Source organism: Nitrospinota bacterium, from assembly GCA_027619975.1.
Taxonomy (GTDB): Bacteria; Nitrospinota; Nitrospinia; order Nitrospinales; family VA-1; genus JADFGI01.
The window spans coordinates 1-26,666 of record JAQCGX010000020.1; the positions used below are offsets into that span (position 1 = coordinate 1).

A 26,666-nucleotide genomic window follows, 5' to 3' on the forward strand; every position below is an offset into this window, starting at 1 on the left:
TGGTTTTCTTAAATTAACAGTAAACTTGAAATTAACATTTTAAGGTCCCAAAAATAGTTTTTCAGCAACCTGTTAGGGTGACTTTTACAAATTGATAACTTTGCCTATAACCAGTGCTAACCCATTTTTAACAGGAGGTGGCGATACTCTTAGTTGAATTTTCGAAACCTCTTTAAAAGGCGCCACCGGCAAACTAAAAACTAAAGCTGACGTTCTTCATAACAACTCTCCACGAAAAATAGTCACTGCCTGTCCCTCAAGAAGAGCACGGTCCCCGTTCAAGGAAACCCGCACAAAACCGCCCCTGGTGGAAGCCTGGTACCCAAACAATTTCTGTTTGCCAAGCTGATCTGCCCAATAGGGCCCTAAACTACAATGCGCCGATCCGGTCACCGGGTCTTCATCAATTCCCGCCCCAGGCGCGAAAAACCGGGAGACAAAATCATATTTTTCTGAAGCCGACCGACTGGTCACAATGACTCCCCTGACCGGAAAAGCTTTGAGCGCCTTTAAATCCGGTTTCAAGGTGCAAACCATAGATTCGGATGCCACCTCAACCAGATAATCTGTTCCATCCCAGCCGGTGAATTTTGCGTTCACACCCAACGCCGCCATCAAGCCTTCAGGAGGCGGAATGTTTTCAACCGTATTTGCGGGAAAATCCAATTCGATCCATTGACCCCGGCGGTGCGCCGTCAGGAGTCCACTGCGGGTATTGAAATGAGCGGGTTGATCCGTTTGCAGGACACTCTCTTCCCATAGCGCATGGGCGCTGGCCAGCGTCGCATGGCCGCAAAGATCCACCTCCGTCGTTGGCGTGAACCAGCGCAAATCAAAAGCGTTGGGTTTTGGAACGATAAAAGCGGTTTCCGATAGATTCATCTCTCTGGCAATATTTTGCATCCAGGCCGCATCTCCAGGCGTATCTAAAATACAAACGGCAGCGGGATTGCCTTTAAAAGGTTCCGAGGTAAAAGCGTCGATCTGAATTATTTTTATTCCCACAATTTTGCACCCATAAAGCCAATGCTAATACCAACCGGCAAAAACACTTTTCCTGGCCAGCAGGATTATAACCTGAATAAAAAAAAGCCCCTTGGGAATTACCCAAGGGGCCTAATGATTAACCCTGAATCACTACTTTGCTTAACAGTCGTAGTACAAATGGAATTCCAAAGGATGCGGACGCAGTCTCATCGGAGTGATCTCCTTTTCCCTTTTGTAATCGATCCACTGGTCGATCACATCCTGAGTGAAAACGTCACCTTTCAGGAGAAAGTCATGATCCTCTTCCAAAGCGGCCAACGCTTCATCCAGTGAATGGGGAAGGGTGGGCATTCCCGCCAGCTCTTCCGGCCCCAAAGCATAGATATCCTTGTCCAGCGGTTCACCGGGGTCGATTTTATTTTCAATGCCGTCCAATCCCGCCATCAGCATGGCCGCAAAGGCCAGATACCCGTTGCAGGAAGGGTCCGGAAAGCGAACCTCAACACGCTTGGCCTTCGGGCTTGGGGAATACATGGGAATGCGGCAGGCCGCGCTCCGGTTGCGACTGGAATAAGCCAGGTTCACGGGAGCTTCAAACCCAGGCACCAACCGTTTGTAAGAATTGATGGTTGGCCCTGTAATAGCACAAATGGCGCGTGCATGTTTCAGGATGCCGCCAATATAGTGGAGACCCAATTCACTGAAACCGGCATAACCGTTGCCTGCAAAAAGCGGCTTGCCATCTTTCCATACACTCTGATGGACGTGCATGCCCGATCCATTATCACCATACAGAGGCTTTGGCATGAAGGTTGCCGTTTTACCGTGTCTTTTAGCAACATTCTTGACAATGTATTTATACCATTGCAGATTGTCCGCGGTCTTGACCAGAGATGAAAACTTCATGGCGAGTTCGTTCTGTCCGCCGGTGGCCACTTCATGATGGTGGCATTCCATACCCATCCCCACATCTTCCATCAACAGCATCATTTCAGAGCGCATATCCTGAAAGGTGTCTACAGGGGACACAGGGAAATAGCCTTCCTTATGACGCGGCTTGTGCCCCAGGTTGGGGCCATCATCGCTGCCCGTGTTCCAGGTCCCTTCTTCAGAGTCCACTTGATAAAACGAGTGGTTGGAAGCAAGGTCATAACGCACATCATCAAAAATAAAAAACTCCGCTTCCGGGCCGAAGTAAGCCGTATCGCCAATGCCCGTAGACTTCAGATACGCCTCGGCCTTTTGCGCGATATTCCTGGGATCTCGGGTATATTTTTCTTTGGTTATCGGGTCAACGATGTTGCAAAGCATACTGATTGTAGGAATTTCCATGAAGGGGTCCATGACCGCCGTTGTGGAGTCAGGGATGACGAGCATGTCGCTGGCATTGATCGCCTGCCATCCACGCACACTGGAACCGTCAAACCCCAGCCCTTCTTCAAACAGATGTTCCTCCAATTCACTGATAGGAACCGAAAAGTGCTGCCACGTGCCCAAAAGGTCTATGAACTTCATGTCCACAATTCGGGCATCATTTTTTTTTGCCAAATCAACCGCTTCCTTCGGGGTCATCGAACGCTCCTGTTACAAAATAGTTTTATAAAAACCAATTCATTCATCATCGGCAAAAATCTCCCCCGGCCTCTCCCTCATTGGGGTTCGTAATACGAAACCGGTTCAGACTGATTGGGGTATATATTTAGGGTGCAAAGGAAAATACCGTATTTTTCCACTGACGGCAAGAGTTGCTTTTAAATCGCCTCTTCGCCCCTCTCACCAGTGCGAATACGGATGGTATCCACCAGGTCGGTAACAAAGATCTTGCCGTCGCCAATTCTTCCCGTTTGGGCCGCAGACATAATAGTATTGATTACATCTTCCACCTGACCATCGCTGATGATGATCTCCAACTTGATTTTGGGAAGAAAATCAACGACATATTCCGCGCCCCGGTACAATTCGGTGTGCCCTTTTTGGCGGCCAAATCCCTTCACTTCGCTGACCGTGATGCCTTTGACCCCGATCTCATTTAATTTATCTTTCACTTCGTCCAATTTGAACGGCTTGATAATCGCCTCAACCTTCTTCATAAATTTTATCCCCTTTTTTACACCCCAGATTCGAATATCCGGCCTGGGCTATACAATTCCCATGCCCCTTTTAAACGCGCCCAACACTCCAATGGGTTACCAGAGCACGCTGAATTGCTCGAATAATTTTTTTATCACCTGACTTTATAGCCCATGAAGATATTTGGTTCACAGGCAATTATTCCCCTAATAAAATGACATTCAATTCTCATGCCAACAAAAAGGAAAGTCATAGAGTCAGGGGGGGAACTCTAAGTAACTAATTTCCAAAGGGTTTAAAAATAATTAAAACTATACCCCATTGACCGAGCAATTTCAATTGCTAGAATTGCCCGGTTTTTAATCAATTACTCGAAAAAAATGATACAAAATGAGGCTTTTCCCGGATCAACTAATCACAATCCAGAGTTAACTGATTCAGGCCATTTTCCAGTTCCATCTGTTTTTCCTGAAGGGAGTCTTCGACAATTTGGCGGGTGAGGTGCATGGGGTTGCCAACATTCACGGCGCAGCGGGTAAAAGGCAGAGGCAGGATAAACCGGTCCCAACTGTTTAAAACTAATTTGTGTTTGCCCGAAAAAGTCAAGGGAACCACCGGGGTTTCAGTCATACCGGCTATTTGCAAAATCCCCGGTTGCACCTTGCAACGGGGTCCGCGCGACCCGTCGGCAATGATGGCAATCCTTCCCTCCCGCCTCAGCACCTTGATCAGGGATCGGGCAGACGGAACCGCCTTTTTAAAGGAAGACCCGCGAATGACCGCATACCCCATCAACTGGGCAAGACGGGCTAAAATATCTCCATCCTGGCTGGGGCTGATCAACAGGTACAAATCGGGTATTTTACGAATATGATAAAAAATATAGAAAATCCGGCCATGCCACAGGGTAATGATAAACCGTCCGGAAAGCCGGCGGATATACGCTTCCCCCTCTGGATTTTTGTGGTGCAACCGCAGTGTGAGACACCAAATACGGAAAATGACAAATAAAAGGTAGGGAATCAAATAATTATTGAGAAATTTTTTCATGTCCTGAAGGCTCATCGAGGTATTGGCAAATACTTTCGGCCACTCGGTTCATCACCCCTGGTTCTCCGAGAGATTCGCGGATTTTTAACAGACGTGATCGCATAGCTTCCAACCGCTCAGGATTTTTAAGAAGTGCCATGGCTTCCTGTTTGATGTTTTCGGCAGTCGCCTGCCCTTGTATCAATTCTGGAACCACCTTTTCTCCGGCGACAATATTGACCAGCCCTATCATCTCCGTATCTATGAGGATTCTGGCCAAAAAGTAAGTGACGGGGTTGAGTTTATAAATGATCACCATGGGGCATCCCAATATTCCCGCTTCCAGAGTGGCGGACCCGGAGGCGATGATGAGAAAGTCGCAACAATTCATGACATCATAGGTTTTTCCCGTAACGAGACGAATGTTCAAGGGATTCCCTTTTAACTTCCGCTTAATGATTTCAGGATCAATGGAGTCCGCAATGGGAAGGACAAACTGACAGTTTCCCAATTCATTTTGAATTTTTTCCGCCGCCTCAAGCATGACATCCAACAGGGATTGGATTTCATTTTTCCGACTGCCCGGAAGCAAACCAATGATTTTTTGGCGGGAGTCCAAATTAAATTCTGCACAGGCATCCTCTGTGTCCATGGAAGGATGCACCTTGTCGGCAAAGGGGTGGCCTAAAAACTCGGCATCCACTCCCGCTTCCAGGTACATGCGCTCTTCAAATGGAAGCACCACAAACATTCGGCTGACCGTCTCACGAATTTGTTTGATCCGGCCTTTACGCCAGGCCCAGATTTGCGGACTGATAAAATAAAATACAGGAACCTTTGCCCGTTCACACAATTTTGCCAGCATGAGATTCAAGGTGGGATAATCAATGAGGATGGCGGCGTCATATTTCCCTGAAGATATTTCGGCGGCAAGCGTACGGTAAACTTTTATATAAAGCGGCAGTTCTCCGAGAATTTCTATGGCTCCGATCGCCCCCATTCTTTCGATATCGAAAAAAGTTTCCACACCTTCCGCACGCATCTTCTTACCGCCCACACCAAAAAACCGGCACTTGGGGTGAAAAGATTTTATGGCTTCCACCAAGTGGCTTCCATGCAGGTCACCGGAAGCTTCCCCGGCAACAATAAGGATACGCAATGATTTTTTGGGCATTTAATAATGTGGCTCTCAAAAAAATGACACTTTTTGGCTTTTGCAATCACCAACCTCTTATTCCAAGAAGTTGATTCATAGTTCAAGTCGAATTTTTTGAGGCGCCCTTATTCATGTTAAATGGAATTAAAAGAGAGCAAGAGCCGAACATCACACGCAAACCACGGACAATCCCGCCTGGTCGGCCATTTCCACAACTCTTGCCTGATCGACCAGCATCACTCGTTCCGCCTCCAGCGCCAGAACCCTGGCTCCGCCCTTGACAAGTCCCTCAATGGTTTGAGGCCCCACTCCCGGACTGTCGAAACGGTAATCCTGATCGGTTCGGCTGACCTTGATGGCAACAGCGTTTCCCCTGGCCAGGGCACATCCTCTTTCAATGGCACGATCCGTTCCCTCAATCGCTTCCACAGCGATGACCGTTTTATTGCAAACGATCAGGGTTTGTCCAATTTCCATATCCGCCAGTTTTTTTGCAATCGGCAACCCAAACTCGATATCCTCTATTTCGCTTTTGGAGGGTTGACGACGGGATAAGACTCCTTGAGGAGGAAAAATTTCTCTTAAGAACTCACGTTGATCCAAAACCTGGAATCCTTCTTTCTCCATTTCTTCGATCACCCCAAGCATGAGGGTTTTGTCTTCCTTGTTCTTCAGGTTTTTCAGGAATTTTAGCGTCCGCATGTCAAACATCTGGAGACGAAAAATAACGCTCTTGTCCACTTTTCCGAGGATCATAACTTCCCGGATGTTTTCGTCTTTCAGGGTTTTAAATATCTTTGAGGTTTTGCCGACTCCTATGGAATAGGACTTCTCGGCAAAGGGGGCCAGTCGGGTATGGATTTCATCTGTAAACCCAATGGATACGATACGGACACCATTTTTCGATGCCTTACGCGCAAAATAGATGGGGATCTCACCCGCACCGGCAATGAGGCCAATCCGGGAAGGTTGGGTTTCGTTCATGCACCAGGGGTGTTTCCAAGCTGGTTGTACTTAGAAAGAATGTTCAAGGCAATCTCCAAAGAGTACAGTTCATTATCGACGGCTACTTTTCGCGGACTTCCGTTTTTAGCGCAGTCGATGAAATGCTGAAGCTCCAGCTTGAGAGGATTTTCCTTGTGAACAAAAATGCGTTCCACCAGGGACTCCTGTTTGTACATGAGGGACCCTTTACTGAGTTTATGCTCGGAAGAAGACTGTCGATGAATATATATTTCCTGATCGGTGTAGTCCAAAAGAACATAGGAATCTTTCTGGGTGACGGAAAGGGTTCTTTCTTTATTTTGTGAAGCGCGGCTCGCGACAATGTTGGCAATGCAACCATTTTCGAATCCCAGTTGCACACTTACAAGATCATCTTTCCTGGAAAACACGGAAGTTCCAAGCACATGGATATTCACAACTTTGGACTTGATTAGATTCAGGACAATATCGATATCATGGATCATAACATCCAGAACCACCCCATCATCCTTGATGCGTTCATTGTAGGAACTCATGCGCTTGCATTCCACAAAAATTGGTTGGGACACAATTTTATGGAGTTCCTGAACCGCGCCATTGAACCGCTCTATATGGCCAATGTGAAGTGTCAATTTTTTGCGGGAAGCGATATCAAACAGCTCTCTGGCCTGATCTAAATTGTCGGAGCAGGGCTTCTCCAACAAAACGTGAATACCGGCATTGAGAAAATCCTTACCGACAGAATAGTGTAATGAGGTTGGAACAGCGATGACAACAACATCCACCTCTTTAAAGATATCCCGGTAATCGGAAAAATAAGAACAGGAATAATTTTTGGCGACGGTGCGGGCTCGCCCCTCATCAATATCCGCCACCCCGACAAGGGAAACCTCGCTCATTTCCGATAAGACCCCGACATGGTATTCCCCCATCTTACCCACGCCAATGACACCTGCTTTCACCTGACCCATTATTTCGTAATCCCTCGTGATGATTGTTTAATGAAGTCGATAAGATATCGGATTTCGTCCCCCATTCCAATTTCCTCTTCTATTTTCTCAATAGCCTGTGATGTGTTGAGTTCGGGGTCCAGTAATAATTTCATAGCATTTTTTAAGGCGGCACGAACCGGGGGTTTGAAATTTTTCCGCCGCAAACCAATCGAATTGGTACTGACCAATCGAGCCGGAGCGCCTTCGACAAGCGAAAAGGGAAGAATATCTTGGGTGATGGCCGCTTTCCCCCCCACCATCGCAAACTTTCCGATGCGAACAAATTGATGCACACCTACCTGGCCGGAAACAAACGCATGGTCTTCCACCAGCACATGTCCTGATAGCCCGGTATAATTCACGATGATGACGTGATCGCCAATCTCACAATCATGGGCGATGTGCACATAGTTCATCAGCAGACAATGATTGCCAATTTTCGTTTTCTGGGATTCCTTGGCCCCCCGGTGAATGGTCACGTATTCCCGGATGACCGTGCCATCTCCGATTTCGACGGAGGATGACACATCCTTAAAATTAACGATCTGAGGCTCGCCTCCGATAGCCGCTCCATGAAAAATTCGGCAACCGCTACCAATCACGGTATTGGGGCAGATCAGGACGTGAGAACCAATTTCCGTATTATCGCCGACGGTCACATTGGGTTCAAGAATTGAATGGGGTCCGATGGAAACATTTTCCCCCAGGACCACACTCGAATCGATCTGGGCGCTCTTATGAATTGTCATCTTAAACAACCCTGAAAGGTTTCACTTTGGCGAAGAAGTACAGGTCCACCGGAACCACAGGCGGGGACGGGATGGGTAATAAACAACCTTCGAAGGATGGTACTTCGGATTTTATTTTCCAAGCATTGCCTGCAAAGTACACTCAGTAACCAGTGCATCGCCGACATAGGCTTCAGCCTGAAACCGAAACAGGGTTCCTCTCTGTTTTATCTTGTTCAACTCAAGCCGTAACTGATCCCCCGGCACCACCGGCTTGCGAAATTTGGCGGCGTCAATTCCAGTAAAAAAAACAGAAGGGCTACCTTCTTTCTTAAGAATTTTTAAGGCCAGAATACACGCAACCTGGGCCAGCGCCTCAATGATCAACACGCCCGGCATCACCGGGAATTCGGGGAAATGTCCTTGAAAAAACGGTTCGTCGGCGGTCACGTTTTTGATCCCTACGATCCGGGACTCCATGTCACATTCGGTCACTCGATCGACCATCAAAAATGGATAGCGGTGAGGAATGACTCGCTTGATTTCATTAATGTCCATCATGGCAGTAATTTGTTTTAAAAATAAATAGCATTTTAAGATGACAACTTTAGGGTCGGCGGGAGAACCTCCCCGGCTTTTTTACTTGAGCCTGAATCTGTCATCCACAAAACCAGTTTCCCACCTGAGATCTTATTTATACTTAAGGTCGTAAGCTTTTACAGCCAAATCGGTAATATCGTTTCCTTCATCGAGATAAAGGACTGATTTTTTCTCTAAAATCATAGAATAGTTACGATCCTTACCCACTGCCTGGACAATCTCTATCATTTGCAATAATAATTTTTGAGTCATTTCCTTTTCTTTTTTACCAAACTCGTTGTTCTGGTCTTCTACGTAACGCTCGAATGCAACTTTTTCTTTTCTAAAATCATCTTCTTTTTGCTTCTTAAGTGTTGGGTCCAGCACAAAGCTCTGCTTATTCAGATCCTCAAGCATCTTTTTTATTTTTTCTTCTTTTTGAGATATCACGCTTTTTTGCTTTTGAAAGCTGGCTTTGAAAGCGGCAAACCCATTTTTCCAGTCTTTAGTGCTGGAAATGGCTTTCTGGACATCAATGAAACCAAATTTGGGTGTGGAGGCGGCTGTAGCCATACTAACCGTTAACGCCCATGCCAATACTGTGATTGACAAGAGGCGACCAAGTTTTGTGATGGACCGAGTCAGTTCGTGCTGCATGAAGATTATCCCTCTCAAAATTAAAATGCTTAAATTGTAATAAACTAAAAAGCGCTGCCGGCCGTGAAGTGAAATGCCGTCAAATCCTCTCCGTCTTTTTGGTCGAGCTTGAATCCATAAGCAAAACCAACGGGACCAAACGGGCTGAGAAAACGCAATCCCACACCAACGCTGTGCCGCATTTCCACCAGGTTGATATTTTCCGCAGTTGTGGAGATATTGGTACCGTTTCCATAAACATTGCCCCGGTCATAAAACGCAAACCCGCGAAAGGACTTTGAGAAGGGAAACTGCAGTTCTGCATTGAATAGCAGGGATTGCGTTCCGCCAATGGGATCCCCTGTAGCATTCTTAGGGCCCACATCCCGTATATTGAACCCTCTCAGGCTGTTGGGACCTCCCATAAAATAGCGCTCAAATGCGGGCAAAGTGTCGCCATTATAATCTTCAGCATAATTTAACTCAGCATGAATGGCGCCCACCAACTTCCCAATAATTGGGCGGTAGATGGTAAATTCATACCCGGATTTTACGAAATCGGAACCACCAAGCGGCCCGCCGGCGAATTCAAATCGTAACACATGCTTCATACCCTTGGAAGGATTTAAAAAGTCATCCCGTGTATCGCGCACATAGCTTGGAACTATGCGGCTGGTGGTCCGGATTTCATTTTTTAGAAATGCCGTCTCATCGCCAGGATTAACATCTGAAACCTCTACATTTTCAAAACGATAATTCAACCCAACCCAGTCATACTCTGTGAGGGATTTCCCCAGGCGCAACCCGCCCCCCTGGCTTCTGGATGAAAAGCTGAAAAAGTTTGTTTTTCTATTAAAAAGATCGACTCCCCCTAGAATGTCCGTATCAAATATCCGGGGTTCCGTAAAGGCCAAATTAAAATCACTCCGTATAGCGGACAAACTGGTAGAAAAAACAAGACTCTGCCCTCTGCCGAACAGATTGTTCTGCGAAACGGACCCTGTAAAAATCACTTTTTCAACAGAACTGAAGCCGGCACCCACTGAAATTGACCCTGTGGGACGCTCGGTCACTGTCGTGGTAACATCGATCAAATCGGGCTTTTCGCCACGACCCGTGTCTATCTTAACATCTTCAAAAAACTGGGTATTATTGAGCCTCTGCTTGGTGCGTCTCAGCTTTTCGCTGTCGAACAAATCGCCTTCCCGCAAACGAAATTCCCTGCGTAGTACATTATCCCGCGAACTTACATTCCCCTGAATATTAATTTTACCGACGTAAACCTTTTTACCTTTCGCAATTTCTATGCCAAGGCTCACCGTTTTTTTATCATCATCGATTTTGGTAACCGGGTTGACATCCGCATAAGCGTAACCCTGGGTAGAATAAAGATCGGAAATTTTTAAAACGTCTTCACGAAGCCTTGATACGTTGTACCACTCGTCTTTTTTAGACTGAACCGCTCCCAGAAGTTCTTCATCGGTAAAAGTACCGTCCCCTTTAATGTCGATGCTTCCGACCTTATACCGGACCCCTTCCACCACCGGGATGGTTATATAGATTGCCTGGTCTTTTTTATTGACATCGATTTTGGGCTCCAACACACTCACCCTGACAAAACCACGGTCCTGATAGAAAGCTTCGATTCGAAACAAGTCCAGTTTCAGGATATCTTTTTGGTAGACTCCCGATTCATCCAGCCAGGAATACCAGGTTTTCTCCTTACTCTCCATTTGCTTGCGGAGCTCTTTATCTGCAAAGGCTTTGTTACCGGAAAACCTGATTTTCTCAACACTTACTTTCCCGCCTTCCTTGATGTGGATCGTGACTTCAACCAGATTTTCAGGAGTCAATTCGGTTTCGATCTTGGATTCAACAAAAAAATAACCCTTCGCGTGATAGAGATTTTCTATCATTTCAATACTTTCAGCAACTTGCTGATCGTGAAAAACAGCCCCACGGCGCAATCCTATCTTTTCCTGGATATCTTCCGAGTCTATTATTTTATTGCCAACTATTCTTAAATCACCAATGGATGCGATCTCCACCACCTTAAAGATGACATTCAACCCACCCGGCACGCTTTGCGTATCCACCTGAATGTCTTTAAATTGACCCAGGTCGTAAATTTGTTCGATGTCTTTGCGGATTTGCTGGCGAGAGAGGGGTTTACCAATTTCTGTCTTGATATAATAGAGAACCGTCGAATCATCGACCCGTTTGTTTCCCTGGATGCTCAAGGATTGAACGATCTCTCCTTCCTGGGCAAAACCCAACGCAGGGAAAAGGAGAAAAAACTGAACGACTAAAATGGATAGAAAAAACCTGGAGACTTTCGTCATTTCTTTAAAATATTCTCAAATTCCTTGATTAATCGGAAGTTTTAACGCAGGCAATTTTGGCCAAAAAAAAGTATTAAGCTTTCAATCAGTTTAAGGCAAGAAAGCTTAATACTTTTCAATGAATGGATCCATAACCGCTGAAATTAAATTTAAATTCCCAGCGGGATTCTAATACGCCTCAACAAGCATTTAGAGCCCCGGCGGATTTTTCGGTGAACACAAGCTCATCACCCCGCAAACCAACCTTGATATGCCCGCCACTCTTGAACCGACCCTTCAACATTTCATCTGAAAGCCGGTCTTCAAGATATTTTTGAATGGCACGTTGCAACGGACGGGCGCCAAAGGTTTTATCGTAACCTTTTTCAGCAAGCCATCTCTTGGCCTCCATACTCATTTCCATGGTGAGGCCTTGCTGAATGAGCTGTTCATTGACCAGCTTCAACTGAACGTCCAGAATTTCCACAATATGTTCCAAGTCCAAGGGACGGAACACCACCATCTCGCTGATCCGATTTAAAAACTCAGGGTTAAACGTTCTCTTTAAATCCTGCTTGATTTCCTTTTGCATCTTTTCATAATTCAACTCAGCATTGTCCTTGTGAAACCCTAAGGTAGTGCCTTTATCCAGGCTTCTGGAACTGATATTGGAGGTCATAATGATCACGGTGTTCTTAAAGTCAATCACCCGCCCATAACTGTCCGTCAACCGGCCATCATCCATGATCTGCAACAAAAGATGAAACACATCAGGATTGGCTTTTTCGATTTCATCGAACAGTATTACGGAGTAGGGTTTTCTCCGTACTTTTTCCGTCAACTGCCCACCTTCTTCATAACCCACATAACCGGGAGGAGCACCCGTCAAACGGGAAACATTAAACTTCTCCATATACTCCGACATGTCCAGGCGTATCAGGGAATCCCTATTACCAAACAAAAACTCGGCGAGGACATTCGCCAGCTCTGTTTTCCCCACCCCTGTCGGCCCAAGAAAGAGAAAGGTGCCGATCGGCCGACGCAAATCCTTCAGTCCAGATCGGGAACGGCGAATCGCTTTGGTGACCACCTTGACCGCCTCGCTCTGCCCGACAACCTTGGAAGACAATTCTTCTTCCATATTGAGCAGACGCTCACTTTCTTTTTCCTCAATCCGGGAAAGCGGAACCCCTGTCATGCTTGAAACCACAGCGGCGATATCTTCTTCCGTGATGGAGGGTTCGCTCAAGTCCTGGTCGCCTTCCCATCGCTCTCTTTCCTTTTCAAGCGTTTCCCGAAGCTTCTCTTCCTTGTCACGCAGATCCACAGCCTTCTCGAATTCCTGACCCTCAATACAAGTTTTCTTTTCCCGAATCAGAGAGTCAATATCCCGTTGAATCTGACGCATCTCCGGCGACTGGGTCACTTTTCTGAGGCGCACGCGGGACCCCGCTTCATCGATCACATCGATCGCCTTATCGGGCAAAAATCGATCACTGATATACCTGTCCGCGAATCGCACCGCCGTGACGATGGCCTCGTCGGTAATTTTGGCTTTGTGATGCATTTCGTAAGGCACTTTCAAACCCTTGATGATCTCAATGGTTTCCTCAACCGACGGCGGATTCACCACGACGGGCTGGAAGCGTCGCTCCAGCGCTCCGTTTTTCTCAATGTATTTCCGGTATTCTTCCAAAGTCGTTGCGCCTATACACTGAACTTCCCCGCGCGATAAAGCGGGTTTCAACATATTGGAGGCATCCACCGACCCCTCAGCGGCACCAGCGCCAACCAAGGTATGCAACTCGTCGATAAAAAGAATGATATTTTCATTCTGCATAATTTCTTTCATGATTCCCTTGAGACGCGCTTCAAACTGCCCCCGGTATTTCGTCCCCGCAATCAACGAACCCAGGTCCAGAGAAACAACTCTCTTGTTAAACAATGTATCGGGAACTTCCTTTTCCACCACCATCTGAGCCAACCCTTCGACAATGGCCGTTTTGCCCACTCCCGGCTCGCCAATCAAAACCGGATTGTTTTTTGTGCGCCGACTCAGAATCTGAATCACCCGCTCAATTTCCTTGAAACGGCCTATGATGGGGTCCAGCTTTCCATCAATCGCCATCTTCGTGAGATCACGGCTGAACTCATCCAAGGTCGGGGTCTTACCGACTTCTCTGGAGCTTTCTGTAGGCTCCTTGAACATTTCAGCGATCTTCTCCTTCACATCATCGAAAAACATCCCAAAACTATTAAGAACCCTGCAAGCAACCCCCTCCTTTTCCTTAAGCAACCCCAGAAGTAGATGCTCGGTCCCGATATAGTTATGATTCAGGGATCTGGCTTCCTCCACCGCAAATTCCAAAACTTTCTTTGCCCGCGATGTGAAAGGAATATCTCCGATGATCAAGGAGTTGGAACTACGGGGAAGATTTTTCTCAAGTTCTTTTCTAAGCTCCCTGAGATCCGCTCCCGACTTTTGCATAATGGCTACCGCAATGCCGCCGCCATCTTTCACAACACCTTGCAATATGTGTTCCGTTCCAAGATATTCATGACGGTAGAGTTCAGCTTCTTCACGTGCAAGGATTATGACCCTACGGGCTCTTTCTGTGAATCGTTTGAACATGATTCAACCACCTCGTTTAAAAATTTTGCGGGACTGTGCTTGGGTAGGTCGGGAGGGTTCGTTCCGGACTGGTGAAGCACTCTGTTTTTTTGTTTGATACCTCTATTAGTTTAGCAAAAGGAGCCAATTATACAAGGATTTATTTCTCCCCGTTCCAGTTGCCTTAACCCCTTATAACCTTTATGGTTTCAACATATCGCCCCCATAACAGAAATCGGAAAATAGGGCCGGAATCCTTCAAGCGTCGGCCGATAACTTTTTTCGCACAGACCCCGTATCCGGTTCTGTCATTTTCAGGCTCTGTTTTCGATGAAAATCGGCCTGTTTTTCCAACGATCTTCATGAATAAAAAACTATTGAGAAAACCACCCTTGATGGCTTTTTTACAAACCTAAAAAAAAACCAAAATTTTCTCTGAAAAAAAATTTCACTGACGAAATCGAGAAAGTAAGTGGGGAATTTTTAACGTCAAATCCTGGCTACCTGTCAAAACAATGACTGTGCGCCCTGACCAAAAACCCCGAAAAAAATCCAGGTATTGCACAGACATCTCGAAAAACTTAACTTGGACGACAGACCCACCTGTTTTTTTATGAGCGCTTTGGATAAATGTGGGCTCTTCAGGAAGAGAGAGCCCGTCAGAGTGGCGGACTGAGGTGAGAAAAAACTGCGACTGTTTACCAGGTTTGGCAAAAGTTGCTTCAAGAGGCAGGCGATAAGCAAAATCCTGAAAAGATTTACAATTGGAAATCTTTATCAGGAATACCCGGCCTCTTTATGAAAACACACCACGGCGGCCGTGGTGCCGGGGGGATCAAATTCATTGGACCCGGTCAAAGCCACACCGATGTCTTCTGCCTTCAGAACTTCCCAAATGACCCGGTTGTTGACCAGATTCACAATCGCAGGATATCCCGGACTGTACCTCTGTCCGTCCTTACCCTTTTTCTGGCCCAACCGCACGCGCAGAAGATTGTGAATGTATTCGGCCAGGTCCTCCACGATTCGGTCACACATCCCTTGCAGATAAAGAGCCGATTCGGAATCATGTTTTCTTTTGAACTCTTCGATGACGGGGTCCACTTGCGAACCAGAAGTGGTGATTTGCAACCCAATCAAATCCATCTGCCCCGATGATTTTGGCTGAAAATACTGGGCAATGGAAAATTGATCTTTCCTGCCCTTGCCGACACAAGGAGTGAAGTGCACCCTGGCAATCTCTTTTTGCAGATCCTTCGGGTCCCAGATGATCACATCATCCCCCTCCGATTGAGCCGGAAGCAGGGCGAACCGGGCGCGTGGCTTGATCCACTGATTGGTTTCCGACTTTTCAATCCATTCCTCTTTCAACGCCTTGAGATGCTCTGAGGTGACCCCCTTCTGCTCCCAGGAGGATTTTTTGCCAAATTTCCAGTTGAGAGAAAACAAGCTCTTTTCATCCAGACTCTGGCTCAACTTGCTCAGTTTGAACTCAGCCAGATGGATACCATACTCATTACAGGCGACATCATGCTTCTTAAAACTCACCTTGCGGCGCGGCAACGTTTCCAGCAATTTATCGTGAACCTCTTGCAGACCTTTGGCCCGTCGATACTCAATAATAAGCTTCTCGCGGTTTTCCTCAAGCAGGCTGACCCGGTTGCCCTTGTCTTGCAGAACATTCATGACATTGACTCCATCCATGCCGCTCTCACAATAGAAAACATTATCGAGAATGACATCGGTATCCGCCTGCCCGTGCATGGCCACGAAACCGGCATGGCGGCGGTTGACCGGAGCCCCGCCGATAAGAATGGGGAAATTGCGACCCGCATTCTTCAACATGCGGGCGACGGTGATCATATGGTTCGAGGTTTGCACCAACAGCGCACTCATGCCAATGGCATCGGCTTTCTCTTTCTCGGCAGTCTCAATGAAATGCTCCAGGGGAACCTGCACTCCAAGGTCGATGACCCGGTAGCCATAGTTTTCCAGCAAGGTCTTGGCCAGATCCTTGCCGATGCTGTGCACATCCTGATACACCGTGCCCAAGACCACCACTCCCTTATACTCCAGAGCCTCACCTTCGGGGACGCCGGTTTTCATGCGCATATACCGTTCCAGAAACGTCATGACATTGCGCATCACGTCGGCGCTTTTTAACAGATGCGGCAAGCTGACTTCCCCGCGCCCGAAAGCATCCCCCAACTCACGCATGGTTTTCATGAGATAACCGCTGATAAATTCGAGCGGCTCATGTTTATCGACAATTTGAACGACTTCCAGAACGATCCGGTCATGATATTCGAAATGGCCGCCATCTTTTTCCAGCGACCCTTGTTCTTTCTGTTTGAACCCGTCTCGGATTTTCTGACAGATCCGGTCTTCCAGAGAAAGATCGTCATAATCGATTTTCTTTTGCACCGTGCCGGTTTTTTTGGTCAGTGCGATCCGCTCCAGTTCTTCAAAGGCATCCATGTCCCGATGCAGGATGACTTTTTTTGCCAGGTCCACATCGTGCTGAGTGAGGCTTTCCAGAGGAACGTAGTGGTTGGGATTGAGAATGGCGCAGTCCAATCCGGCCTTTTGCGCCTCATCCAAAAACACGCTGGTGAGCACCTTGCGCATATACGGTTTTTGTGCCAGGCCGTTGGTCAGGTTGCCCACCCCGATGCTGGTTTTCAGGTCGGGATGAATCGCCTTGATGCGCGGCAGACATTTCAAGGTTTCTGCGCAAAAGTTCAACCCCTCCACCGATTCACTGCCTATCGGGTAAGCATTCACGTCGATCAAAAGCTGGTCCGGCGTCACGCCAAACTTTTCTTTCGCCTGATTGACAATTTCCAAGGCCAGGTCGAATTTTTCATCCGCCGTCTGCCCCGGTCCTTCAGGGCCATTGACTAAAGCGACGTAAACCGGGTGATGCTCTGCGGTGAGAGACAGCACCGCTTCCAGCTTGCTCTGCCCCTTGCTGTATTCTTCCAGACTGATGGAATTGATGATGGGCCGCCCTGGATAAACCTCGATCGCTTCCTGCAGGGCTTCCACGGAAAACGAGTCGAGACACATGGCTCCCTGAAAATCACTGGTGAGGTGATGGATCACCTCCGGCAAAACTTTTTCCGTTTCGACAATATTGCTGTCCATGCACACATCGATGACCTCGATGCCCAGATCCTTGACCTGCTCGCGAACGATTTCCTCCAAAGGCGCCATGTTGATCCCGCCCTCGGATTCCACCGCCTCACGAATCACCTGACTGCCCCGCACGTTGAGACGTTCGCCAATGCGGATGAGCCCCTGGGAGCTGTCGAGGGGGATCGCTTCCTGCGGACCGGAAACATAAACTGTGCGATCGGGTTGACGGCTCTTGCGTTCAACGCCCTGAATGCGTTTTCTTAAAGCCGCGATATGATCGGGCCGAGTGCCACAGCAACCGCCGACGATGGCGACACCTGATTCGCTGATAAAAGCCGCCATCATTTCCGCCATCGCTTCCGGTTCCAATTTGTAGCAGGTTCTGCCATCCTCGGAAATCGGTTGCCCCGCATTGGGAACGATGGAAATGGGATGTTGGCAAAACCGACTGAGTTTTTCCACCGTATCCCGCATAAGCTCTGGCCCTACATTGCAGTTGATGCCGAACACATCGATTCCCATTCCGGCGACTGCTGTATAGGCGGCGTGAATGTCGGTATTGAAAATCTGCATTTTTGAAAACTGATCCACCGTCACCTGAGCCATGATCGGCAGTGACCTGCCTTTTTCTGCAAACGCCCGCTTCGCGCCAACGAGGGAGGCTTTCAACTCCAGAATGTCCTGCTGGGTTTCAAACAATAAAATATCCGCGCCACCATCAATGAGCCCCACGACCTGTCGGCGGTTGTTGTCTACAATTTGCGCAAACACAGCTTTCTTGAGATCGGCCTCGGTACTCGATAAAACATAATTCGACGGGCCTATCGACCCGGCAACAAAAAGAGGCCGACCGTCATATTCTGGAAGCTGTCGGTACGTCTCGACGGCTTGTTTGGCAATTTTCGCCCCGGCAACGTTGAGATGATAAGTGATGGCCTCATAATCGCACTGCCTGAAGTCCAGTTCCTCTGGAACGGCTTGCATGTCGGCAGGGTCCAGTTTGGAGAAATCAAATTCCTTCAAACGCAATGGCGATGCACCAAACGTGTCGGTCTCTATAATATTGGCGCCGGCTTTAAGGTACTTCAGGTGGATTTCTTTAAGGTCGTCGGGCCGGGAAAAGATCAACAGATCGGTCAGCATCTTGAAGTCGGGTCCGCCAAAGGCGGCATCGGTCAGACCCAGATCCTGAACCATGGTCCCCATGGCTCCATCGAGAATCAAAACTTGTTTTTTCAGTGCTTCTTGAAAAGTCATCATTGCCATTTTTTCAGGTTAAATTAAGGGCTGCCTTTTTTTAGTGTCTCACTATTGCACTTCGACACGCTAAACCATTAAGGTTAACAGAAATTTACGTAATCGAGAAATTATCCCGAATCACCCTGCAGGAAATTATTCGTTTTACCTTACTGGTAAAAGATTTGGTCAGGAGATAGTTTGTTGGTTGGAATGACTAAAAATTTAAAGCGAGTCCCTTTTGATTGCGGTAAGTCTCTCTACAGGGCCTGTCATACGGGCAGGATGATGATAAACGTGGTTCCTTTTCGCAAGGAACTTGTTGCGGTTATTTCACCGCCATGCCGGTGAACAATTTTCTGGCAGATGGCAAGCCCCATGCCGGTGCCTTCATATTCCATTTTGCCATGAAGACGTTCAAACGGTTTGAATATTCTTTGCAAATATTGCTCGTCAAAGCCAATGCCCTGATCTTCCACGCGAATTTCATGCCAACCGTTTTCCAGCAACCGATGGCGAACGTTGACGGTGGGAGGCTTCCCCTCCTGATGAAATTTTAGCGCATTGGATATCAGGTTTTGAAACAACTGATGCATCTGCATCGGGTCGGCCTCGATCACAGGCAGGGTATCAATTTTAACTCTGGCCTGGCTCTCCTCAATCCGTGACTCAAGGTCCAGCAAAACATCGGCTACCACTTCCTTTAAATCGACACGCTGATAAGGCAGGGTTTGAACGGTCACTTTCGAGTATTGCAACAGGTCGCCGATAAATTTCTGCATTTTGTGCGCCGCCCGATCCATGCGGTCCAGATAGTCCTTGCCCCGATCATCCAGGGAGGGGGCGCAATCTTTTTTCAACCGCGATCCGAAACTGATGATTTTCCTTAAAGGTTCCTGAAGGTCGTGAGAAGCAATGGCGGCAAACTCTTGAAGATCCCGGTTGCCGGGTTCCATTTCACTGACGGGATGTACCACACTGGGGACTGCTTTTTTCCCGTTCTCAAATTCATTTTCCAATCGTCCATAATTTTTTTCCAGCGCTGGCTTGGATTCTGTATATTTTCGATCGAAATCGATTCTGAACGAATCGCGCGATTCTTCATTAGACTTCCGGCAACTGATATCCGTAAAAGTGACCACCGCCCCGACCCGCCGGTTATTTTCCAGGATAGGGGTACTTAAATATTCCACTGGAAAACAGGAACCGTCTTTTCTCCAGAAAACCTCGTCCACAACATGGCTGATAACGCCTTCTGCCAGAGCATTGCATATATGACACTGGTCAGGCGGGATAGGAGTTCCATCGACACGGGAGCGATGAATCGTCGCATGCTGATTTTTTCCGATGAGTTCCCCTGAGGCGTAGCCCAGCATTTTGGCGCCTGCCGGATTAATAAATGTTGTGTTGCCCTGCAAATCCAAACCACAAACTCCCTGCCCGGTCTCATGAGATATTAAATCCTGAAGACGGGTGGCTGTGTCCTCATTTTTTTCCGGCTCCGCGGGTTGCCGCACCTCTTGAAAAACTCGCTCTCGAGGTTTCATGCGCTCAGGTTCTTTGGGAAAAAGATCCTGCTCTTTTCTGGCAAGAACACTCTTAATTTCCTTTCCTATTCTTTCCAGATGCCCTTCCCTATCGCGCAAGGTTTTTTTCGTGAGCGCCAACTCCCTTTCCACTTCGGACAAGCGCGTTTCGTATCCTTTTAAATTGCTTTCCAGATCGTTTCTCTCCAATTCCATTTGCAGAAAGCGCCGATCTTTTTCCTCCGCAGCCTTTTTCGCCCGCGACATTTCATCCGCAACCTGTGCCAGCCGTCGTTCTTTTTCGCGCAATTGGTCCTGGGCGGCTTCAAGCCGGTCTTCCATTGCTTTTATCTGATGATCCTTTTCCCGTATTTTGTCTTGAACCTGCAGCAAGTCTTCCTCAATGCGAGTGACCGTTTCGCTTTCCCCCTTCAGATCCTGTTCCAGCTGGTTGAAATCGTCCATGACTTTCATCAACCGTTCTTCTTTTTCCCAAAGGGCCTCTGCCGTCCGATTGCGATCCTCTTCGGCTTTTGCAATCCGCGCTTCTTTATTCCGGAGGGTGTCCCTCGCGGTCATCAGCTCCTCTTGAACCTGTTGCAAATTCTCTTTGACGCGATTTAATTCTTCTGCCCCTTGATCTCGTTCCTCAAGCAAGGAACGAATACGATCTTCATTTTCCTGCAAGGTTTTCTCAATGCGTTGCAGATCTTCCTCGACATCGGCCAAACGGGCATTTTTTTTATCAATTGCCGACTGCAACAATCCGGCGTCCTTTTCCAGTTCCTGCAATTTCACGCTGTTTTCCCGCAAGGCATTTTCCGTTTCGCGCTGTTCCCGGCCGACTCTGAACAAATGAATATTGCCGGCACCCGCCGCAAGAAACGGTTTTAGATACTCCACCCAAAGGCTGTCATAGCCTCCCCTTCGGTTAGCCAGGCCGACCACCCCCAGCATTCGCCCCTCATGGTAAAACGGCAGACCCATAAACGAATCCATAGGGCCGTACCCGGCGGGCAACGGAGTTTTACTGACGGCGGGAGAAACATATTTCATGAGCAACGGTTTTCCGGACTGGATCACTTCGTCAAACAAAGGCGTCAAATTGTAGGGCTCTATTTCCGGGGAAGGTTCTTCACGGGGCAGGCCGGCTGGCGCATCCCTGAAAAAGTCCATCGCCATCCCTGCCTTTTTCTTGAAGCAGGGGTGTCCTTCTTCATTTTCAAGAACCTCGCCAATCACGCCAAACCGGCTTTCAGTGAATGACAGAAGAGATTCGAGGATATTCTTGAACAGGTAACCTTCCTCGCGCGGGGCCCTTCCCCCCGAAACTATTTGCCCAATATGGTCAATTAATTTTTGCAGTTCCAATTTTTTATTTTGTGTCTGTTTTTGAAACAGGCACAGCACCGCCACGATCCAGATCGTAAGAAGGGCAAAACTGCGATTGATCAGCGCCGGCCCCAACTCCCCGCCTGCGAAGGAAAGATAAAAACCGAGCAGGCACAAGCCGGACCCGGCAAGTGCCGCCGTATAGATATAATCCCGGCCCGGCCACCACAGACCCAGTAATACCACCAGCGCATAGGGCACACCGATGGCCAGGTCCAGGGGCATGGCCATATCCAACCCGAAGGCATCGGCCATCAACAAAATACCGCCCAGAACCAGAATAATATCCCTGCCTTTTATTCTTCCAATCGTCGCAATCATGCGATAGAAACCCTTTATCTATTTGATAGGGTAAACCTACAGGCTTATCTTTCTGTTTTCAATTGGATAATATATACTGGCGCACTTATACGCCTTATCCTGTTAGGACTTCCGAAGTAATCGTTAAAAATATTCTTTTTAATTCGGCATGCCAAAGAAGAAATTGTTATTTATACTTCTTTAGGGCATCTCTAAAAATAGACTAAATGTTCCTAATCGTTAATTTAATGTTCCTAATCGTTAATTTAAGGAGATGGCTTTGTTTTAGTGGGACAGGCTTTCCAGCCTGTCCGCACGGGCTGGAAAGCCCGTGCCACCGATATAAGAAATCTTGTGCAATGTTCGATTTCCCGTAATAAACTAATTTTTAGAGGTGTCCTTTATATTTCCGATGATTATTTAGGAGTGGTAATCGGATCAGTGGGAGAAAAACGGGTGATCAGATTTATTCTTTTTTTTCAGTTTTTTTAGGAAACAGGGGAGGCTTGTCCTTGGCACAGCGGAAGCCGACATCTTTTTTTCTGGCAAAGGGATTGAGTTTTTCCCGATACGAGGCACGGGCCTTTAGGGCCACCACTTTTTTGTAGCTCTTTTTCGGAAAATGGCCAACGCCCATATAGGATAAACCGCGAACCACCATGAATTTTTTGCCGTAGTCCGGGGATTCGTATTCGTTTTTCGGGTAGGGAAGATAATAATCCCACACCCATTCCCAGGCGTTGCCGATCATATCTTCAACCCCATAGGGGCTTCTGCCTTCAGGAAAGCTGCCGACCGGTTGCAATTTGTGGCCGATCTTTTTTTTAGGGGAATGGCTGATGTTGGCCGCCTCCCAGTTGAATTCGTTTCCCCAGGGAAAGATATTTCCCCTGGAACCGCGAGCGGCTTTTTCCCATTCCGCTTCGGTGGGAAGGCGTTTGCCCGCCCATTCGGCGTAGGCGGCGGCATCGAAAAAGTTGACGTGCGTGACCGGCAGGTCGCCATCGCCCTCTGGAAATTTCGGCCCTCCCCAAAACCGGGGCGGTTTGTGGTCGGTCGCCTGACAGAAAATATAATATTGACGATTGGTCACTTCATATTTATCAATATAAAACGCCGGCGTATCCACTCGGTGCTCAGGGAATTCATCGGCGAACCACGGCTTGGTCAGGCCGACACTCAGCGCATGATTCTCACTGTCCACCAAATCGGTGCCCATGGTGGACTCTCCGGCGGGAATCAATACCATTCCCTCCGGGTCCGGTTGCAATGAACAGCCAATCAGGCTAAACAAAATCAATGCGCAGAAATACGGTTGCAATTTTTTTAAAACTTTTTTAAAGGCAGCTCCAAAAATGCTTCCCGGCCAGGAGCGGGCCTTATAAAATAAGGGTCCGCGGGTTGCCTGACAAAAAAATAGCGAATTATTAGAGCTACCTTGAAAATTCATTATGCAAATCACTTTAAATAATCTGGCACAAATTCCCCTGCAAACCCTCGACCCGCAGAATTCTCTGACGGATTTTTCGCTCGGCCCGGTGCCTGATTCCCTGACCACTTCCATTCAGGCAATCGGTGTCATCCACCCGGTGGTCCTCACGAAATCAGGAGACCGTTTGATCATCATCTGCGGTCACCGCCGGGTGAACGCCTGCCAATCGCTGCAGATTGCCGAAATCCCCGCCCTCTTTGCCTCATCCGATCTGGACGAAGAGACGATGCTGATGCTCAACCTGACCGAAAACCAGGGTCATCGAACCTTCAGCGATATTGAAAAGGGACGGATTCTCAATAAACTTGCGGGCGCGAGCGTATCTGAAGATATTATTATTGGCAAGTATATGCCGCTCATGGGTCTGGAACGAAGTAAAAAATTGTATCAGGATTTATCCGCTATCGAGCGTTTCAGTCCCGCCCTGCAAAAACTGTGGCACGAATTGAACGCCCCCCTGCGCGTTTTTTCCGCTTTGATCACATGGGATGCGCCCAGCCGCGATGCGGCGGAAAATCTTTTTTTCAGCTTGCGTCCGGGAATCAATAAATGCCGGGACCTTCTGGAACTGGTGGAGGAAATAGCCCGGATCGAGAATACCTCTCACGGCGAGCTATTGCGCCGCGAGGAAATCCAAACCCTGCTCGCCGCAACCGAACTTTCGCCGCATGAAAAATACGACCGCATCGTTCAAACCCTCACTCCCTGGCGCTATCCGACGTTATCCGCTTTAAGAAAAAAAATTGCGCAAACGCTGGACCAGCTGACACTGGGGTCGCAGACCAAAATCCGCATTCAGGAAAGTTTCGAAACGGAGGACATTAAAATCGAAATCCGGGGCCGCAGTCAAAAATCTCTCATCGAGGACGTTGAGAAACTCGAACGCGCCGCCCGTTCAGAGGCGATGGGCGAATTGCTCAGAATTTTGCGGGAATTGAATTAAGGGCATCTCTAAAAATTAGTTTATTACAGGAAATCGAACACTGTACAAGGATTTCTTATATTGGTGGCACGGGCTTTCTAGCCCGTGCGAACAGGCTGGAAAGCCTGTTCCACTAAAACAAAGCCATCTCCTTAAGTTGACGATTAGGAGCATTTAGTCAATTTTTAGAGATACCCTTAACAGAGGGTTCGAAGATTTCTGAAAAACCAATGGATGCTTCCCTTATCTCCTCGGGATGCGCAATTTGGCAAAATCTTTCTACGTGTAAGAGTATTTCTTCAAAAATAAATTTACTGCCCGAATGGACTTGGCGATCCAGTCGTCCTGATGCGCTTCTACAAAAAACTGCTTGGCGATCAAGGTATGGACGATGGCGTAATACCCCTGATTGACTTTATCATAAGCCTGTCCCAGCGAGTAATGGGCCTGAACATGCTCGGGATTATGCTCCACGGCTTCCTTGAGCATTGCAATTTCTTCCTCAGCTTTTTCGGGTTCACGGTGAGACAGGCTGGTTTGATACAAGGCTTCCGCCAAAAAATCCCGGACTTTTTCATTGTTGGGCGTGATTGTAATCGCCTCCTGCAACGGCTTCACGGCCTCCGTATAGAGTTTCAATTTCATCAACGCCACTCCAAGTTTGAAATAGGCTTCACGAGCCATCTTCGGGCTCACCTGAATCGCGGTGCGCAAAGGCCGGACGGCTTCCTTATAATTCTTTAGTTTCGAGTGCAGCATGCCCAGGTTTAAATTGGGCATGACCGATTTTGGGTTCACCGCAATCGCTTCCTGGTAATGTTTGATCGCCTTTTGGGTATCTCCCAGCTTGGAATAAACCACCCCTAAATTGAAATTGGCATCCACCACCAGGTGATTGTCTAAACGCAGTGCCTCCTCGATTTTTTTGACCGCATCCTGGTACCGTCCCATATCTGTGTAACATATCCCCAGAGACAAATACGCAGGCCCATATTCCGGTAAAACATGAATCGCTTGCTCTATATGCTTAATGGATTCCTTATGCTGTTTTCTTTTTCCAAATATTATCGAAAGGTTGGTATGCGCCTCCGCCAGTAGCTTTCGGGCGGCCTGGCTCTTGGGGTCCAGCTGTAATGCCTTCTCAATCGGCTCGATGGCTTCATCATCCCGTCCCAGGTGGACCAGCGCAAAACCGAGTTGATAATGGCCGCTTCGAAGTTTGGGATTGATCCGTATCGCCTCCTGCAATGAGGGCAGGGCTTCTGAAAACCGCGAAAGTTCAATATAAACTTCTCCCAGGTTGTAATGACTCATGCCATCCTGAGGATTGGCTCGAACGGCTTCCTGATATTTTTCCAACAGAGCGAGAAGTTCTTCTTTCGACCGTTTGGGAGGCTCTTTCTCGGCAGGGGTTTCGGATTTCCGTGAAAACAGATTTTCCAAAACCTTCTTAATGGATGCAAATAATTGATTCACTTAAGATTCCCTTTCGATCCTAAAAAAGCTCTATTGCCGACAAGCTGAGTTAACCAAGCATCCCTCAATTATCGTATAAAACACTTAAAATCAACAGTATAGCAATTATTTTCTCAATAGGAACCCAAAAATCAAGCCTTTTCGGATGGTCTGCGGCCTGTCAACTGTGGTATTTGAATAAAAAGAAGGAGTCTTGATGGAGAGGAATGAGGCGCCCTCCCCCACTTCCCCTTGATAGGAAATAGGGGGGTCTTCACTTTTGACGGCAGGGATGTTTATTTTTCCTGGTTTTCGACTGCAGGACGAGGCACATAGGCAATGAATTGCATTTTTTCCCAGTCGGCGTTGCTGTTGGGAATAAAATAGCGCACCTTGGAGCCGCCGCTGATGGACGAGGCATCGGCCAAAAGAGCGATTGTCCATCGACCATCGACTTTTTCCCAATAGTCGATATGCGGTTCCTTGATGTCAAATTCAATATTATCATGAGCAATGGCAGGGTTGAGTCTCTCCCGGCCCTGCAACTCCACCATCACCATCGCATGGTTTCCCGCTTCGCTGATCGAGATCCTTTTCAGGACATAATTTTGAATGGTAATGAAAGGGTTGGCAAACCATCGGTGTTTTCTTTGTTGCGGGAACCCGAGCATATCCTTTTTAACCGGGTTCGCCTTTATATAGGCCAGCGGCGGGGTCAACCCGCCGGACAAGTGATGCTCAGCGCCGTCACGATAATTGTAAACCACCCGACCGTCGAAAAACTGAAACTCCTCCACGGAAACATGCTTCTTAAACTCTGGATGCTGGTAGCGATACACCCCCGGCAAATCATTGTTGATTTTTTTTTGAAAATAAGCACTTTCCAAAGCCGCCAGCCGGGCGACTTCCTGTAAATAAATCTTTTCCGTGGGAGCCGTCCAGCCTGCTCCGCAAAGAGTAAAAAATTGTAAAGCCAACACAGCAACCAAAACCCCTGTGACGGCTCGCGTCTTCACAGCCATTATCTACAACCTCCTGAAAAAAATTATCCTTCAACTCGACTGCTTATCGGCCGATTAAAAAAAATGGATTAGGATTTATTTTGCCGACGG

General features: G+C 47.7%; 18 protein-coding genes. 1 reads left to right on the plus strand and 17 read right to left on the minus strand.

Going from position 1 to position 26,666, the window contains the following annotated elements; all coding sequences use genetic code 11:
* Positions 1-216 precede the first annotated feature (216 nt).
* The 15 genes from O3C58_08405 to O3C58_08475 all read right to left on the minus strand — a co-directional run bounded on the left by O3C58_08405 (position 217) and on the right by O3C58_08475 (position 22,979).
* The gene (locus O3C58_08405; GenBank protein MDA0691875.1) at positions 217-1,005 is read right to left on the minus strand and encodes a PhzF family phenazine biosynthesis protein; all 789 of its coding nucleotides are present in this window, start codon (positions 1,003-1,005) and stop codon (positions 217-219) included.
* 141 nt (positions 1,006-1,146) lie between these two features.
* The gene (gene glnA, locus O3C58_08410) at positions 1,147-2,559 is read right to left on the minus strand and encodes a type I glutamate--ammonia ligase (protein MDA0691876.1); all 1,413 of its coding nucleotides are present in this window, start codon (positions 2,557-2,559) and stop codon (positions 1,147-1,149) included.
* A gap of 179 nt (positions 2,560-2,738) precedes the next feature.
* Complete coding sequence (locus O3C58_08415; protein ID MDA0691877.1) at positions 2,739-3,077, minus strand: P-II family nitrogen regulator; 339 nt, start codon at positions 3,075-3,077, stop codon at positions 2,739-2,741.
* A gap of 391 nt (positions 3,078-3,468) precedes the next feature.
* A complete protein-coding gene (locus O3C58_08420; GenBank protein MDA0691878.1) occupies positions 3,469-4,107 on the minus strand; it encodes a lysophospholipid acyltransferase family protein in 639 nt (212 codons plus the stop codon).
* Positions 4,088-5,260 carry a lipid-A-disaccharide synthase gene (lpxB, locus tag O3C58_08425; GenBank protein MDA0691879.1) on the minus strand — a complete coding sequence of 391 codons (1,173 nt, stop codon included), beginning with the start codon at positions 5,258-5,260 and terminating at the stop codon, positions 4,088-4,090. The genes O3C58_08420 and lpxB overlap by 20 nt, the downstream gene beginning before the upstream one ends.
* 150 nt (positions 5,261-5,410) lie before the next feature.
* Positions 5,411-6,226, minus strand: a complete 816-nt coding sequence (lpxI, locus tag O3C58_08430) for a UDP-2,3-diacylglucosamine diphosphatase LpxI (protein ID MDA0691880.1) — start codon at positions 6,224-6,226, stop codon at positions 5,411-5,413.
* A complete protein-coding gene (locus O3C58_08435; GenBank protein ID MDA0691881.1) occupies positions 6,223-7,197 on the minus strand; it encodes a Gfo/Idh/MocA family oxidoreductase in 975 nt (324 codons plus the stop codon). The genes lpxI and O3C58_08435 overlap by 4 nt, the downstream gene beginning before the upstream one ends.
* A complete protein-coding gene (gene lpxA / locus O3C58_08440) occupies positions 7,197-7,967 on the minus strand; it encodes an acyl-ACP--UDP-N-acetylglucosamine O-acyltransferase (GenBank protein MDA0691882.1) in 771 nt (256 codons plus the stop codon). Before lpxA ends, O3C58_08435 begins: the two co-directional genes overlap by 1 nt.
* A gap of 111 nt (positions 7,968-8,078) precedes the next feature.
* Positions 8,079-8,507 carry a 3-hydroxyacyl-ACP dehydratase FabZ gene (gene fabZ, locus O3C58_08445; protein ID MDA0691883.1) on the minus strand — a complete coding sequence of 143 codons (429 nt, stop codon included), beginning with the start codon at positions 8,505-8,507 and terminating at the stop codon, positions 8,079-8,081.
* Positions 8,508-8,636: 129 nt separating this feature from the next.
* Positions 8,637-9,182: an OmpH family outer membrane protein gene (locus O3C58_08450; protein MDA0691884.1), complete on the minus strand. Its 546-nt coding sequence runs from the start codon at positions 9,180-9,182 to the stop codon at positions 8,637-8,639.
* Positions 9,183-9,226: 44 nt separating this feature from the next.
* Positions 9,227-11,503 (minus strand): outer membrane protein assembly factor BamA, encoded by a 2,277-nt coding sequence (gene bamA, locus O3C58_08455; protein MDA0691885.1) that lies wholly within the window; start codon positions 11,501-11,503, stop codon positions 9,227-9,229.
* A 178-nt stretch (positions 11,504-11,681) separates the two neighbouring features.
* Positions 11,682-14,114: an ATP-dependent Clp protease ATP-binding subunit gene (locus O3C58_08460; protein MDA0691886.1), complete on the minus strand. Its 2,433-nt coding sequence runs from the start codon at positions 14,112-14,114 to the stop codon at positions 11,682-11,684.
* A 756-nt stretch (positions 14,115-14,870) separates the two neighbouring features.
* Positions 14,871-18,491 carry a homocysteine S-methyltransferase family protein gene (locus O3C58_08465; GenBank protein ID MDA0691887.1) on the minus strand — a complete coding sequence of 1,207 codons (3,621 nt, stop codon included), beginning with the start codon at positions 18,489-18,491 and terminating at the stop codon, positions 14,871-14,873.
* A 248-nt stretch (positions 18,492-18,739) separates the two neighbouring features.
* Positions 18,740-21,706: an ATP-binding protein gene (locus O3C58_08470; GenBank protein MDA0691888.1), complete on the minus strand. Its 2,967-nt coding sequence runs from the start codon at positions 21,704-21,706 to the stop codon at positions 18,740-18,742.
* A gap of 445 nt (positions 21,707-22,151) precedes the next feature.
* Positions 22,152-22,979 (minus strand): SUMF1/EgtB/PvdO family nonheme iron enzyme, encoded by an 828-nt coding sequence (locus tag O3C58_08475; GenBank protein MDA0691889.1) that lies wholly within the window; start codon positions 22,977-22,979, stop codon positions 22,152-22,154.
* 157 nt (positions 22,980-23,136) lie between these two features.
* On the opposite strand from O3C58_08475, the gene O3C58_08480 reads away from it, so the two are divergent.
* Complete coding sequence (locus tag O3C58_08480) at positions 23,137-24,120, plus strand: ParB/RepB/Spo0J family partition protein (GenBank protein MDA0691890.1); 984 nt, start codon at positions 23,137-23,139, stop codon at positions 24,118-24,120.
* Positions 24,121-24,378: 258 nt separating this feature from the next.
* On the opposite strand, the gene O3C58_08485 is transcribed toward O3C58_08480, so the two are convergent.
* Both O3C58_08485 and O3C58_08490 read right to left on the minus strand, forming a co-directional pair.
* Positions 24,379-25,575 (minus strand): tetratricopeptide repeat protein, encoded by a 1,197-nt coding sequence (locus O3C58_08485; protein ID MDA0691891.1) that lies wholly within the window; start codon positions 25,573-25,575, stop codon positions 24,379-24,381.
* Positions 25,576-25,850: 275 nt separating this feature from the next.
* Positions 25,851-26,576: a hypothetical protein gene (locus tag O3C58_08490; GenBank protein MDA0691892.1), complete on the minus strand. Its 726-nt coding sequence runs from the start codon at positions 26,574-26,576 to the stop codon at positions 25,851-25,853.
* Between the last annotated feature and the right edge of the window lie 90 nt (positions 26,577-26,666).